Below are 14,889 nucleotides of genomic sequence, written 5' to 3' on the forward strand. Positions count from 1 at the left end.
AGTTAAACCGACGCATTTATGCTATTTTCTACTCTACCGGAATGGTGCGTTTAAATTCATCAATTAATTCATCTAGTTCTTCCAAAGCCTGATTTACGTCAACTCTCAATGTTCCCAGATTTGGTTGCTCTAGCAGTCCTAATAGGTACTCGCGTTTACTTTGAACTGCAACAATTCGTTCTTTTATAGTCTGTAAATCCATTATTTTTTTCCATTTTTAACTAGCTTTAAATTTTAAGTTAACTCAAAATCCAACATTTTGGGGCACTATACTCTTAGTAGTCCACTACACTAACTGTCTTCTCTAGAAACTCCTCATGTCTCCCATACCCCTACTCAAAAGCAGGCTACGTATAGCGTATCTAACATGAGAGAAGTTTTAAACTCAGTAAGCCAGAAGCTCTTGACTTCTCTTTGTGTGAGCCTTAACCTGGCAATTTTGAGTTGGTTGAATTACTAATCTCTGGGGATGATGTTCTTCCCTAATTTGTTACTCATAGCCGATGATAATAAAACTGAGGTATTAAGAATTTATACTAATTTAAGCTCATGCTACGCCAAATCTCTTTGGGAACACTCGGTTTAACTATCGGTGGCATATTAACCATTATGGGCTTCGTCGCCTATGCTGGTAATAATGCCACACTCAATCTTGTTGGATTTTTTTACGGTATTCCTCTATTGTTGGGAGGACTGGCACTAAAAGCTAATGAACTTAAGCCAGTACCCTTTACCCAAAATACATCACCGTCAGCATTGAAACTGCGGGAACAGCAAGCAACTGAGACTCAAAATAAAATTCGCAAAGATATCACCCGATATTGTTACGGTCAAGATGCTCATTTAGATACAACACTTTCTTTTCTGGGTTTGAGTCCCACAGACCAGGAACGGCCAACAGTCACAGGGTTACGAGAAGTAGAAGTTAATGGTAACTATGCTCTAATTTTAGAATTTGATTCACCGCTAATACCAATTGATGTATGGCAAAAAAAGCAGGAAAAAATGACTAATTATTTTGGGCCGGGATTGGAGGTTCAAATAACACAGCCATCTGAAAATACAATTGAGTTAGCGCTGATTAATACTCCAAAAGAGTCACTTGTCAGTAGTCAATAGTCAGGGACAAAAGTTATTGTTACCAAAACTTTATGGCTTGTCGTTACCCAAATTTTACTTAAGTTATCGACAAAGAAACCCTCTCTGTACTTAATTTAACTGAAGTTTTCACTTTCATCGGGGATAGCATCAACCTAAGTAGAGACGCAAAGTTTCGCGTCTCTACACGCCTAAAAATTGCCACGGATGATCATTAAGTCAATTGTATTGCTATATACAGCATTGACTCGTTTTTTTACTACTAACCAAAAAGTTATTTTTCTAAACGAACTGCATACCATTGTAAATATTGCCCAGGGCCAATATCTAATTCACAGCCGGTGTCGAGTAAATATTGTGCTTGAGCTTCCACAGTATCAAAGTTTTGCAAGTCAGGTGGTAAATCTTGAATTATAAGTTGCTGGAGAGTCGTTTTAAGCTTTTCTAATAACTCTGATTGTGTCAAAAATTGCTCTGGCTTATTTGTTTCTAAAAGAACAAAGTGATCTTGCTGATACATTAATGAATCTGGCATTTTAAAGATTTTGTAAATACAAATGGATTTGTTTTTTGTAATAACGTCGGGTTATTTTTGTAGTCAAAGAAGGGGTATTCTATCTATTTTAACTGCTTTCTGTGCAGTACTAATAGGATTTAGCTCTTTAAGATATCCAGCTTAGTTTAGTATATCTAATATATAAACTTAACTACTAAATTACTGTTTTTTAGAATAAAAAATCGATTTTTAACTTAACTAAATATAGTTAATCGAATGAAATAAGAATTTTTACTTAATTTATTAACTCAAAGTGATTAGACAATAAAATTTTGAACTAAGTTAAATCTTCATTTTATGTAATTATACTGAGTTTTTATCCCCACTTTCCAATAGACTAAAGACATTTAAGTCAAGTGATATTAGTATTTAATATTAGCTATAGCAATCAAAATTTAAACGTAAGAAAATACGTAGATTAAAAATGCGTATTTTAAAGCCTTTCAGGGATTTTATCTCTCACGAATGATTTAGGGCTGCTATATTTTCTGAACGTACTTTGACAACTGCTTTTCTCTATTTCGCTAAGTTTATAAACTAATTAATTAAGGTGCGTATTTGCAATTTTCAAAAGAATTGCAATTTAACTTTAACAATGGGGAAATATAAAAGCAACACTTCCTCCCATAACCATAGCCGAACAAAAAGGTAAAAATTGCCTTCGCGTTCCAATTATAGATTGTCTATGCAACTTAGTTATCTACCGCTTGCTTGGCTCAAGAACATTGAGCAGTCTATTGTCAAAAAACAGTTGATTGTGAAGCCAGACACACCTTTGCCGCAAATTCTGGCATTGATGAAAAGAGCGATCGCTCCCATGCGATTGAGTTGCACAGCCTTTTTCAGAATAATCCTGCAAGTGGAAGGCAACTCATGTCAGGCATAAGCTCATTTTCTGTTTCTAAACAACCACCACTGATTCTAGTGGCTGATGATGACAAGACTATCCGAGTATTGTTGCGTAAAGCTATGGAACAAGAAGGTTATCGAGTGGTTGAGGTCAATGATGGTAAGCAATGTTTAGATGCTTACGAGACTATCAAACCGGATATAGTTTTGCTAGATGCTGTAATGCCTGTGATGGATGGCTTTACCTGCTGTAAGCAATTGCTCCAAATTGCCAGGAATAATTTAATCTCAGCCCTTGCAACCTTTGATACTGATTCGGCTCTTAACAATACTGTTATCTCCAAAATATGGGAGCGCACTCCCATATTGATGATCACATGCTTGGACGATGAGGAATCTGTAAACCGTGCTTTTGATGCAGGAGCCACTGATTATGTTACTAAGCCAATTCACTGGCCTGTATTGCGTCAACGATTGCGCCGACTGCTACAGCAAGCACAAGTATACAAACAATTAGAGGCAGCAAACCAAGCTTTGCAGCACCTTGCCAATGTAGATGGCTTAACTGATTTGGCTAATCGTCGTCGCTTTGACGATTATCTCAATACTCAGTGGATTAATCTTGCCCAAGAGGAATCTCCTTTGTCAATGATTTTGTGTGATATCGACTATTTTAAATTTTATAACGATAAATATGGCCATCCTGCTGGAGATGTCTGTTTACAAAAGGTGGGTGCGGTCTTAAATCTGAAGGCGCAAAAACATCAAGATTTAGTAGCGCGTTATGGTGGCGAAGAATTTGCTGTGATTATGCCATACACCCATGCATCTGGTGCAATTCACGTGGCCGCAACCATACAAGCGGGAATCAAAGATTTGCAAATTGCTCACGCCGGATCTGCGGTGAGTCAGTATGTCACGCTAAGTATGGGCGTAGCAACTCTTGTCCCTACTTGGGAATCCTCACCTTCAGATTTGATTGTGCGAGCAGATAAAGCACTCTACGAAGCAAAGGCAGGGGGGCGCGATCGCTTTATCTCAAGTTTTTAATTGTCATTTGTCATTTGTCATTTGTCATTTGTGAATATCCATTGCCTAAGAAGGATAAACTGGCAGCGTGAAGTGGAACCATGCTCCGTTATTGGGGGCAGAGTCTACCCAAATTTGGCCATAGTGTGCCAGGATAATACGTTGGCATAAACAAAGACCAATGCCGTAACCTTCTTTACCTTCATCCCGTTGTAGGCGGAAGTGGTTTTCAAAGATGCGATCGCGATTCTCTACAGGAATACCAGGCCCAGTATCGCCAATACTAAACTGAACTTTTTGGGTAGTGCGGTGCAATCCCGAAACGCTAATCTTGCCACCTTCTGGGGTATATTTAATGGCATTATCTAACAGATTCACTAGCACTTGGCGGATGCGTTCTGGGTCAGCATATACATAAGGTAAGTCACTAGGAATATCTGTTTCAACCTCTTGGGATTTGGCGGTGTAGCGATCGCACAATTCTTCGAGTACATCTAAAAAGACTTTACCTAGTTGTACCTTTTGTGGTAGTAGAGGAAACTCTGTATCTTTTCCACGACCTACTTGCAAAAGGTCAGTAATCATTCGGTCAATGACCTTAGTTTGATTGCGGGCTTGTTTTAATAAATGTGCTGTCATTGATGGCTTGAGGCGCTGGAATTCCCCTGTCTCTAGATTGTAGTTAGATTGGAGAGTTTCCATTGCGATCGCGGCAGCAGTTAGAGGATTACGGAGATCGTGCGCCAGCATCGCAATCACCCGATCTTTAAACTGTAGCTGCTCTTGGAGGTTATCTTTTTCCTGTTTCAAGCGAAAAATTTCGTCTGAGAGTCGGATTAGTTCAGCAGAAACAGCAACTGAATGGATAGTGGATTTGGGTAATGTGCCCCGACCATTGTCGTCCATGTGTTCTTGCAAGTCTTCCTGTAATTTTAAGTAAGCGTCTACAGCGACTTGCCAGCGAGGCCACCAGTTTTTCAATTGCGCTATGATATTACTCCCAGCCAAAACCTGTCGTGGTTCAGGATGGATTTTGATTAAAGCTGGCGTTGCTACCAACTTAAAGTGTTCTGCTAAGTAAGGTTGTTGTCCAACATCGATAGTTTGAACTTCAAAAGTATACTCAGCCTGCAATTCTTTTAAGTAAGCACGTATTCGCTGCACTTGTTGGCGGGACTTAGGTCGTCCATCGACAAAAAGTAACAGTTGGAGTGGAGCTTCAGAATAAATAGGCTGATCCTGGGAAACTTGCATGTAATCGTGTTTCAGCACTGGTAACAACCCGGTGACGCTTTACAGAAAGTAAAATGGACTAACGGTTGTCGATGGTCGTTGTTTTGGTCTTCAATTTAATATCTATTTTAGATTTTCATACTGCTCTTAGTTCTGCATTTTTGACACTAAATATATCTTTTTCAGCCTTTTGCCCATTTTTGACTAACTTCATCTCCAAGAAACACCCAAGCCCCTTGAATATAAGCCTTAGTTTGCCCTGAATGAAAAATTGTCGCTAGAGTTAGCAGGTGAAAGGTTTAATACTATGTCAAATCGGCTAGTAAAGCAGTATGTCAAATTGACTACTCGCTTTCAACAAGCGATGCCTACGGCGGGCAAAGCTTACGCCCAACTAAACGCAGATGCTAATTGTATCTAATCTATCAGTAAGCTGTTAACTGTTTAGACCAAGTTTGTGGAGAGAGGGTTTTTTCAACGCCAGTGCATCCAATGAAGTGTCTTGTTTGCCTCAACCCAATCATTATTAGGATTAGGAAAACAGCTATAGCTAACAACTATGTACTGCCTTATAACTTACGAAGCGTACTCTGTGTCCAGCCTTCCTAAAAGAAGACCTGCCTATCTCAGGAGAATAGGGGATGGGTTGCCCTAAGACAACCTTTTGGATAACATCAGGGCGATAAACTACGCACTTTTAGAGTCAGTACTTACTGCTTTCGAGGCTGCCAAGAAACTCTTGGCTACAGCACAAGTAACATTTTCCCCAGAAAATCTATTTATAGAAATTAGGGAAACTGCTGCGACACTTGACTGTTTTGTTTATGACCCCAGTTGCCAAGAATAACGAACTTACGCTAAGTCCCTGGAATTGCTGAACACTGGCATTTTCCGGCTATTGCCTTATTCAGCTTACCATCGTCAGATGAATAATTTCCAGAATCGATTGTAAGCCAGTGTTAGCGAACTTTAATTGATTTCCCTCTTTGGGTGAGGCTAAGGGGGCTTTATTCCTAGTTTATCATCTTTAGGTGTTTAGCGTAGGCTTTGCCCGCCGTAGGCATCGCATTAAGTTCGTGCATCTGGAAACAGATTAAAGCTTTTGGTAGCTAAAATGTTCTTTAGCGAGTTCCCAATCAGTTATCTGCTCTGGTAATTGAATATTTCGATAAATATCTAAAAAATGGATTCTCAATCTAGTAGTCTTGCCATATTAATTTTGAGCAGCACTAAACTGCTGGCTACAAGCTCCCTTAACCTGTTCTAATCCCTGTGAGCTTAGAGTCTCAAAATTATAAAACTCTTGTATAGCAAGTATTTCAGATTTATTTCTGTTTTTTTCCAAAAAATGTTAGTTTGTCAGAATTTTTGGGAACTCTATAAATAAGCATGGGAATTATAAAAACCTAATGGCTGTAAAACGAAGACAATACGGTAGCTTTTGCTACCGTTTACTCATTTTTAGAGATATTAATAAAGACATTTACTAAGACAACGTGCTGAGTCGGTAGTGTCATTTGGTGATACTGAGAGGCAGGGAGCAGAAGAAGCCGGGGAGCAGGGGGCAAGGGATAGGAGCAGGATAACTTTCCCCTCTGCCTCTTTTGCCCAATGCCCAATTAATGAACAGTCTGCGCTAGGGTAGGAATTGAAACTCATTTGTGATTTCCTGTGCTTCCCTGTAAACGTCCAGCTGTATTTCTAATTTGGGCTGTTCTACTGACTTCCTTAACAGCCTGTGCTAACAGTCCAGTCGCCAAAAACCTTGAAGAATCTTTGGCGGCAGATCCGAAGCTGCAAAGCAATCCAGTTGTCTTTGGAGAATCTCAGAGTAAGCAACCACAAGCACAGCCAAACGATTCAACAGTTCAGTTACCAGCTGATTTTCCCAAAGATATCCCCCTATATGCCAATGCCAAACTAGAGGAAGTTATACCTGCTAGTGGTTCAGAAAATAAAACCTCAACTCGTTGGTTGAGTTCTGACCCTAGCAACTTTATCGCTAGTTTTTATGGCAACCAGTTTAAAACAAATAACTGGCAGATTTTGCAACAACCAACAGATGATGCGGGAGGTACTTTTGAGGTACGTCGTAACGATTTACTGTTGAAGATTTCCATTCAGCCTAAATCAGTTACTAACGCTACACCCAATCAACCCCAAACCGCCACTGAATTACTGATTGATTACGTACCGAATAGTATTGCTACGGCACAAGCTACCCCAAATAAAAATTCTAACGAAACTACTAACGTCGCTCCTCAACCAGGAAATCCACAGTTCATTGGCCCAGTACCACCTGCAAACTTGGCAGCACAGCCACAAAGTACGGCTAATAACCAAACAACTCCTACAGCCACAACTGAATCTCAAGAATTCAGCGATCTGAATAAAGTACCACAAGAATGGCGGCAACACATCCAAGACTTAGCCGCATTAGGTGTTTTATCCCTAGAACCAAAGGCAACTAAGAGTAATTCTACTACCACAAATAACCAGTTTGAACCCGGTAAAATTGTTACACATCGGGAATATGCTCGTTGGCTAATTGCTGCTAACAATGCTATGTATGCCAGCAATCCAGCTAAACAAATTCGCTTGGCATCAGAAAGCACTCAACCAGTTTTTAGTGATGTTACCGCAAAAGACCCTGATTTTCCAGCAATTCAGGGATTAGCCGAAGCTGGGCTAATTCCTAGTCCTTTGTCTGGAGATTCCACAGCCGTTTTGTTTCGTCCTGATGCACCTCTAACGCGGGAACAATTACTCTTGTGGAAATTACCCCTAGATACTCGTCAAGCTTTACCCTCTGCTAACTTAGATGCGGTAAAACAAACCTGGGGTTTCCAAGACGGAGCGCGAATTGACCCCAAGGCTTTAAGAGCAGTGCTGGCTGATTACCAAAATGGCGAGCAATCGAATATTCGGCGGGTGTTTGGCTATACGACTCTGTTTCAGCCCAAAAAACCAGTAACTCGTGCTGAAGCTGCTATGACTTTGTGGTATTTCGGCAGTCAGAGTGAAGGTGTGTCGGCAACTGAAGCTTTGAAGTTAAAACGAAGTTAAAGCGATGTCTATGAAGGGTTACGCCATTCTGTTGCGGTTATATCCGTAGCAGAAAAGTGGACAATGCCCAAGCTTTAGCATGGAAAATTTGCGATTTCTTTGTAATACACTGATTTTTTATCAAGAAAATGTAAATCTAAGTGTTTTCAGCGTTTTTACCTGTATTTGATGAATTTTTGAGGCATAGTTAGGTAAAACAACCTAAATTAACTCAATATACGTACTTAGTTTGAATTAACTCAAAAAACAAATTGCCAGCGATCGCCTTTTCATTACTTTAAAACAAACTAAAAAATACCACAGGTAAAACAAATATGAAAAAACAAGCTGTAGCCGCAGGATTTGTTCTCCTATCTTTCATGTTACCGCTCAAGGCGAGTGCAGCGAGTTTTAGCAAATTTTACGTATTTGGCGACAGCCTTTCTGATACTGGCAATGTCTTCGGTGCTACTGGTGGTTTAGTCGCTCCGACAACAGCTATTCCCCAAGATCCACCATACTTTCAAGGACGTTTTTCTAATGATCAGGTGTGGGTAGACTACCTTGGAGATCAGCTAGGATTAACACCCTCTCCATACATTACTTTAAATCCTAGTATTCCTAACCAAGGGATTAACTTTGCTGTGGGCGGTGCTAGTTCTGGTCAAGGTAATGCTGTTGTTCCTAATGCACCGTTACCAGGAGTACTGGAGCAAGTCGGCTTGTTGACGCAACAAGCCAATCAGAAGCTTGATCCAAATGCCCTCTATGCTGTGTGGGGAGGCGCAAATGATTATGTGTTTGGTCAAGCGACTAATACGACTCAAACAGTTCAGAATTTATCAAATGCAGTAGGGTTACTTACCTCATCTGGCGCAAAAAATATTTTAGTCTTTAACTTGCCTGATTTGGGTAAGATTCCATTGGCGTTTGCGACAGGTTCATCTAGCAACTTGACTGCTTTGACAAATGAGCATAACCAGGAATTAGCAGAGGAACTAGGCAAATTTAGCAATAACTCTGATCTGAATCTAATCTCTGTCGATGTGTTTTCCCTATTTAATCAAATACAAGCAAATCCAGTGAAATTTGGGTTTCAAGATGTGACTACCCCTTGCGTAGTTGGGAATTTCCAGACGATCATCAGTGTATGCTCCCAACCAAACGATTATTTATTCTTTGACTCCGTGCATCCAACAACAGGGGTTCATAAGTTAGTTGCAGATACAGCACTGGCGGCGATTGAGGCTAAGTCTGTTCCTGAACCTGCGATAAATTTGGGAATTTTAGCCCTTGGTGCTTTTGGTGCAGTAGGAGTGCTGAAGCGTCAACAAAAAAGATTAGCGCTTGGATCAACAGGTCGGGTTGTTGATGCACAATTGTCTCATACAACAGTTGAAAACTAAACTAACTGTATTGATGTGGGATTACGATCGCTTATTTGAAATTATTGAAGAATTAGTTATGCACCACTCTCCTAGTGGTGCAGAAGCTGAGATTAACCAATTGTTGATGCAACGATTTTCAGCGCTGGGTGTAGAAGTGTGGTGCGATCGCGCCGATAATATTATTGCCAAGATTTCGGGGAAAAATCCAGACCGAGCGATCGCAATCACCGCACATAAAGACGAAATTGGCGCAATTGTCAAGAGTCTCGGTGATGAAGGTCGTGTGGAAGTCCGTAAACTCGGTGGTTCTTTCCCGTGGGTTTACGGCGAAGGGGTTGTTGATTTATTGGGAGATCAGGAAACCATTAGCGGTATTCTCAGCTTTGGTTCCCGCCACGTTTCCCATGAATCTCCCCAAAAAGTCCAGCAGGAAGATACTACTGTTAAGTGGGAAAATGCCTGGATTGAAACGAAATGCACTGCGGTTGAATTAGAAGCAGCTGGCATTCGACCTGGAACTAAAATGGTAATCGGCAAGCATCGCAAGCATCCAATTAGGTTAAAGGATCATATTGCCAGTTACACCTTGGATAACAAAGCCTCTGTTGCGATTTTGCTAGCTTTAGCTGAAAACCTGAAACAGCCAGTTGTTGATGTTTATTTGGTAGCTTCAGCCAAAGAAGAAGTAGGAGCAATTGGAGCGCTATTTTTCACCCAAAATCAGCGTTTGGATGCGTTAATTGCTTTAGAAATTTGTCCATTATCTGAGGAATATCCTGTTAAAGATGGGGAAAGTCCTGTACTTTTATCTCAAGATGCTTATGGGATATATGACGAAGGGCTAAATGGACAACTACGCCAATGTGCCAAACAGTTGGATATGCCTGTGCAATTTACAATTCTGAGCGGGTTTGGTAGTGATGCTTCCATTGCCATGAAATTTGGTCATGTTGGGCGTGCTGCGTGTTTAGCATTTCCTACCCAAAACACACATGGCTATGAAATTGCTCATTTAGGAGCGATCGCTAACTGTATCGATTTGTTAAAATCTTTTTGTGAAACCGAGTTCGAGTAAAGGTTTAAAACTAATTTACTCGGTAAAATTAGAGTGCGTAGTTTGCCGCCGTAAGCATAGTTTTTACACCCCTTTGGCTAGAAGCTTAATTTATGTCAAACTTTAATATTGAGGAACATTTTACCCAAAGCCGATGATGGGATTTGAACCCACGGCCTGCTGATTACGAATCAGCTGCTCTACCACTGAGCCACATCGGCGTACACAATCTAAGAGTATAACACGATTTAATCATGGTAGATCAAAATCTCAAAAATCGCCTGAACCCTGAACAGTATGCCAGCCTCAAAGCAGAAATAGCCGCTCCTTATCGCGGCTTACGACAATTTATCTACATCGCTTTTGGTGCTTCTGGCTCCATTGGCGCATTCGTGTTTTTTTTCCAAGTGCTTGCCGGACGGGATGTTGAGAGTGCTTTGCCTAGTTTAGCTCTCCAAGTAGGAATAGTTGCCCTAATGATCTTCCTTTGGCGTTGGGAACAGCGTCGGCAACAACGTCCCCAATCAGGCAAAAGTCCTAATTCTTGAAGAGAAAAATTTTAGCTGATGACTTTTTTACTGCTTTATTTATATATATCTTTATATTGATTAATGCTTTTATAAAGATTAAAATATAAACAGAGAAAAAATAAAAAAATTATTAGGAAATCCCAAAAAGTAAAAATTTCTGAGAAACTAGAAATCGTTGAAACGGGGTCAGCCATATATAAAGACCCTGACCATAAAACAAATCACATTCAAATGGGGTCAGTTATATTTAAAGACCCCAAGTTTTATGTTTAAAAAACCCCAAAATTAATAAAAACTCGCAATATTGGAAGCGCCAGACTAATAATTTGTTAGTCTTGGCGCTTTCAATTTGCTAACTAGGCATTTACTGGGCTGTTACCAAATAGGATGAAGGAATTGGTTGGGCACGTCCAGCACTGACAAGTGCCTGGTAAACAAAGGCAGCAACCTCGGCTCTAGTCGCTTGACGATTAGGATTGAGTTGCTTCGCTGTGGGATAGTTGATTACTAGCTGCTGTGCAGTTGCAGCCGCAACAGGAGCGATCGCATAATTAGGAATCTGGGCAGCATCAGTATAAAAAGAAAGGACGTTCTGATTATTCGTAGTTAAGCCCAAACCATTAGCTAAAGAGACTAGCGCCTGCACTCTGGGAATTTGCTGCTGTGGTTTAAAAGTGCCATCAGGATAACCAGAAACAAATTGACTCTGGTAAGCAGATTGAATTGCAGCGTATGCCCAGAAATTTGTTGCTACATCTTTAAACTTAATACCTGCGCGTTTGGCTGGTGGTGTTAAAGCTTTAGTGACAATAGTGGCAAATTGAGCGCGGGTTACAGGTTCATTGGGTTTAAAGCTGCCATCAGGAAAGCCAGCAATAATATTTTGAGAAGCTAAAGCTTCGATGTAGGTTTTTGCCCAGTAATTTGCTGGCACATCCTTAAAGGCAACAGGCCCACCAGGCGGTACATCAACAGCTGCGGCAACAAAATCTACTGAGCCAAAAATCTTTTTCTGATCGATATCGTTGCCAACAGCGACAATTTTACTGGTTTTAGTGGCGTTGTTCACATCATAACGAGTGTTATTGCGGATAAGATTACCACCAGGATTTTCGTTCGTGCCAAGGTCAGGTAAAGCACTAACAGTTGCGACTACACCATCCCGCTTATTGTTCTGAATGACATTCTTACGCAATACGGGCTTGGCTGACTCGGAGATAAAAAGACCATCTTGGTTTTCGACGATTTGGTTTTCCACAATTAGGGGTGTGGAAGTACCACCGATCGCTAGACCAAAACCAGTATCCTGAAATAAGTTACCCCGAATTTCTCCTTGAGCAGCTTTAGCAATTGAAATCCCATTGCCTTTGTTTTGGACAAAGATGTTACTTTCAATTTTAGGATTGCCTGTACCCGTGACAAAAACACCCTCTCTAACACTGTTAGTAAAAGTACTGTTTTTGATAGTGGGATTAGTTGATTCCACCCACACAGCCGTACCCCGGCTATTTGGGTTGGTAACGCTGACACCAGTAATAGTGGTATCTTGTTCGGCAAGGATGGTAATGTCTTGTCTAGCAAAGGTACGACTAGTGTAGAAACCTCCACCTGTAATTAATATTGCCTGACCTTTACTAGCTTCATCACCCCGCAGTGTCACTCCTGGTTTAAGCAACAATGGGAAGGTTTCGCCACTTTCCTGGTTATAGTTCCCAGGTGCTAATTGAATAACTGCACCTGCTTGGGCTTGACTGAGAGCGAAACTGATGCTTTTGTAAGGTGCAGCTGAGGTTGTACCAGCACTAGCACTGTCTACACCAGTTGCGGGATTAACATAAATTGCTGCGGCGGTTGTCGGAACTTGTGCAGTGAGAGTTGGGGCGATCGCTTTTGGGTGAGTCGCACCAGCATTAACCGCACCGGGTAGTAATATTGAACCGCAGTAAACAGCAAGCATTGCCGTTAGTCCGGCTCCCCCGCGTAAAGTATATCTGAGATGACTGCTAGAAAGAAGGCGAAAATTTTTCGCTATGGAAATGTGAAAACCCCGATATTTCATTTTTTCCGTCTGTGATGTGCTGAATTACGGTATGTCGAACAAGGTTGAAACTAGCAGTCTTATAGCTGCTGTCAAACCCATGCAAAACTATACTGGATGATTAGCACTGATTCAGCTAATTTCCTTAGATACATCACAGAACTTATACATTAGTTATATTATTTTATCGAAACAGAATTCAGAAGTCAGGAGCCAGAATTCAGAATGAATTTTGAACGAAAGAGTGGATGAATCCAGGGGTTTAAGACCCCCACTAAATTTGCATATTTAGTGGTCTTTAATCAGTGGCGAGTCTGAATCCCCCACTGATAGCGCAGCGTTCGCGTACTCCTACGGAGAAGCGAGCTACGCGCAGCGTCTCGTAGAGAGGAACGAGCGTCGCGTCTTCATTCTGAATTCTGGCTCCTGACTTCTGAATTCTTCTTCAATTTTTGGTATTTCCTAAAGCCAGATGCCGCAACTAATTCTGCTGGAATATCATCACAGGAAAAGCAAATCTATTGGAAATTGGGAGAAATGCGTTTTAAATTTTTGGGGTTGCGTCGCACCTTGGTTTTACTAGGTAGTACCTGTCTTGTACTTTTGTCTACTCCTGCCTTTGCTGCGGAACGAGTAGTGTTGAACTATGGTATTTTCCGTGAATCACTTTCAGTAGGCGAACTATCCACCTTTGCCCAAACAGGTGAACTTTCACGTTCATTACGAGTTGATTTTGCTTTAGCACGACAAGATCCTAAAGCCATTCGTCAATATTTAACGGAGCCTGTGAAAGTAAACCTGGTATTTTTAGATAGAGTTCTGAACAGCCAGATTGGTAATATTATTTTGGATCAAATTAGTCAAGTTATTTATACACCGTCTCGCAGAGCAGATCGGCAGGCTTTGCGATCTGCTTTGGTACTTTCTGCAAGTCAAGATGGGCAGGTGTCGCTAATCGAAATTATTCAAAATTATCCCACTAATGAAGTGGAAGTTGATGGCAAACGCTTGGAGGGTGCATACCGTCAACTTCGTCGCTTGCAAACAAGCCTACAAGATTTACTCAATTTTTAGTAAGCTAAAGTTTCTAAAGTTTCCCTTAAATACCTTTGTACCTGCTGTTCCAAGCGAATTCCGTGTAATTGAGCATCACGTTCTAGTTGCCAGCGTTGAAAACCGGAACTAGTGGAGATCGCACATTTGAGGCTATACCAAATTTCAGTATCAGCAGAAAATTGGCGATCGCTAGAAGCTGGAATTTGAGCCATAGTTCCTCATTCCTTTATTTTTACTTGCAAGGTAATTGGGCATTGGGTATGGGGCATTGGGCATCGGTATCCCGATTCTTCTCTGCCCCTCTGCTTCCCTACTGCTTATTTTTAGCCTTTTAAAGTAAATAATATTACTTTCAGGGCTGTGATGAATCTGTATTAATCCTAAACAAGGATTGCAATAATCGGGGCACGATTTGATTAACCCGAACCCCTAAAATTGTGAAATCTTGCTTAATCTTTTCTAAAGATAATGGTTCTATGCCAGCGAATTCTGTCTCATTAATCACCAAAACTCGCATTACACTCACAGGTATTTGTAAAAATAGATTGCTGCCTAAAAAGGCTAATCCCGCAAGCACGAGTGCAAGGCTGCGCCATTGTGGAAGGAATTTGGCTGAATCTGCTACTAATGGGGCAAATTGGTAAAGATGCCACAGCACCCAAATCGACAATACTGCTGCCACTAATGCCAGGATACGATTTAACTTTGTATTAATTAAACAGAGAATTTTTCGCTGCCGCTCAGTCAGATTTTCTGGCTTTAGGGCTATTCCTAAAAGAGCGAATATATAAAAAGGGCGACGTAACTGCATCCATAGCAGGGGGAGAATACCAATGGCGGCAACTAAAAATAGCTCCATCCAGACTGGCAAAAACGGCTCGCCTACAGACAAAAATATTAAGCAGAGTACTAAAAAAACAGGCAACGTCGCCAATCCAGCGACGTGAATCCACAAAATAGGTTCAGAGCGAAATGAATGCATAGTAAAAAGTTATGAGTTAAGAGTTAGGAGC

14 protein-coding genes and 1 tRNA gene are annotated in these 14,889 nt (G+C 40.9%); 8 read left to right on the forward strand and 7 right to left on the reverse strand.

What is annotated here, in order from left to right; genetic code table 11:
- Window positions 1-28 precede the first annotated feature (28 nt).
- Entirely contained in the window at window positions 29-202 is a 174-nt protein-coding gene (locus tag FD724_RS17015; protein ID WP_012412001.1) for a hypothetical protein, read from the reverse strand.
- 347 nt (window positions 203-549) lie between these two features.
- Here FD724_RS17015 and FD724_RS17020 point away from each other — a divergent pair, with 347 nt between their 5' ends.
- A complete protein-coding gene (locus FD724_RS17020; protein WP_179073439.1) occupies window positions 550-1,119 on the forward strand; it encodes a DUF2854 domain-containing protein in 570 nt (189 codons plus the stop codon).
- Window positions 1,120-1,372: 253 nt separating this feature from the next.
- Here FD724_RS17020 and FD724_RS17025 read toward each other — a convergent pair whose 3' ends face one another.
- Entirely contained in the window at window positions 1,373-1,633 is a 261-nt protein-coding gene (locus tag FD724_RS17025; protein ID WP_179073440.1) for a chlororespiratory reduction protein 7, read from the reverse strand.
- 706 nt (window positions 1,634-2,339) lie between these two features.
- Here FD724_RS17025 and FD724_RS17030 point away from each other — a divergent pair.
- Window positions 2,340-2,540 (forward strand): hypothetical protein, encoded by a 201-nt coding sequence (locus tag FD724_RS17030; RefSeq protein ID WP_041565700.1) that lies wholly within the window; start codon window positions 2,340-2,342, stop codon window positions 2,538-2,540.
- Window positions 2,528-3,553, forward strand: coding sequence for a PleD family two-component system response regulator (locus FD724_RS17035; RefSeq protein WP_114081464.1), 1,026 nt, complete (start codon window positions 2,528-2,530; stop codon window positions 3,551-3,553). Before FD724_RS17030 ends, FD724_RS17035 begins: the two co-directional genes overlap by 13 nt.
- Window positions 3,554-3,598: 45 nt before the next feature.
- On the opposite strand, the gene FD724_RS17040 is transcribed toward FD724_RS17035, so the two are convergent.
- Window positions 3,599-4,804 (reverse strand): histidine kinase, encoded by a 1,206-nt coding sequence (locus tag FD724_RS17040; RefSeq protein WP_179073441.1) that lies wholly within the window; start codon window positions 4,802-4,804, stop codon window positions 3,599-3,601.
- Between the two features lie 1,632 nt (window positions 4,805-6,436).
- On the opposite strand from FD724_RS17040, the gene FD724_RS17045 reads away from it, so the two are divergent.
- The 3 genes from FD724_RS17045 (at window position 6,437) to FD724_RS17055 (ending at window position 10,273) form a co-directional block, all read left to right on the forward strand.
- Window positions 6,437-7,831, forward strand: a complete 1,395-nt coding sequence (locus FD724_RS17045) for an S-layer homology domain-containing protein (RefSeq protein ID WP_179073442.1) — start codon at window positions 6,437-6,439, stop codon at window positions 7,829-7,831.
- A 314-nt stretch (window positions 7,832-8,145) separates the two neighbouring features.
- The gene (locus tag FD724_RS17050) at window positions 8,146-9,216 is read left to right on the forward strand and encodes an SGNH/GDSL hydrolase family protein (protein ID WP_179073443.1); all 1,071 of its coding nucleotides are present in this window, start codon (window positions 8,146-8,148) and stop codon (window positions 9,214-9,216) included.
- A 13-nt stretch (window positions 9,217-9,229) separates the two neighbouring features.
- A complete protein-coding gene (locus tag FD724_RS17055) occupies window positions 9,230-10,273 on the forward strand; it encodes a M42 family metallopeptidase (protein WP_179075541.1) in 1,044 nt (347 codons plus the stop codon).
- Window positions 10,274-10,401: 128 nt separating this feature from the next.
- On the opposite strand, the gene FD724_RS17060 is transcribed toward FD724_RS17055, so the two are convergent.
- Window positions 10,402-10,473: transfer RNA gene (locus FD724_RS17060), tRNA-Thr, on the reverse strand.
- 33 nt (window positions 10,474-10,506) lie between these two features.
- Between FD724_RS17060 and FD724_RS17065 the strand changes: the two genes are divergently transcribed.
- Window positions 10,507-10,800 (forward strand): DUF3493 domain-containing protein, encoded by a 294-nt coding sequence (locus FD724_RS17065; protein WP_114081469.1) that lies wholly within the window; start codon window positions 10,507-10,509, stop codon window positions 10,798-10,800.
- A gap of 346 nt (window positions 10,801-11,146) precedes the next feature.
- Here the strand turns inward: FD724_RS17065 and FD724_RS17070 are convergent, their stop codons facing one another.
- Window positions 11,147-12,841, reverse strand: coding sequence for a DUF1565 domain-containing protein (locus FD724_RS17070; protein ID WP_179073444.1), 1,695 nt, complete (start codon window positions 12,839-12,841; stop codon window positions 11,147-11,149).
- Window positions 12,842-13,357: 516 nt separating this feature from the next.
- Between FD724_RS17070 and FD724_RS17075 the strand changes: the two genes are divergently transcribed.
- The gene (locus FD724_RS17075; protein WP_179073445.1) at window positions 13,358-13,894 is read left to right on the forward strand and encodes an alpha/beta hydrolase; all 537 of its coding nucleotides are present in this window, start codon (window positions 13,358-13,360) and stop codon (window positions 13,892-13,894) included.
- On the opposite strand, the gene FD724_RS17080 is transcribed toward FD724_RS17075, so the two are convergent.
- Window positions 13,891-14,088 carry a hypothetical protein gene (locus tag FD724_RS17080; protein WP_012412012.1) on the reverse strand — a complete coding sequence of 66 codons (198 nt, stop codon included), beginning with the start codon at window positions 14,086-14,088 and terminating at the stop codon, window positions 13,891-13,893. The genes FD724_RS17075 and FD724_RS17080 overlap by 4 nt on opposite strands.
- Window positions 14,089-14,228: 140 nt before the next feature.
- Window positions 14,229-14,858, reverse strand: coding sequence for a low-complexity tail membrane protein (locus tag FD724_RS17085; protein WP_114081472.1), 630 nt, complete (start codon window positions 14,856-14,858; stop codon window positions 14,229-14,231).
- Window positions 14,859-14,889: the final 31 nt, after the last annotated feature.

This window comes from Nostoc sp. C057 (genome assembly GCF_013393925.1).
In the GTDB taxonomy this organism is placed as follows: domain Bacteria; phylum Cyanobacteriota; class Cyanobacteriia; order Cyanobacteriales; family Nostocaceae; genus Nostoc; species Nostoc muscorum_A.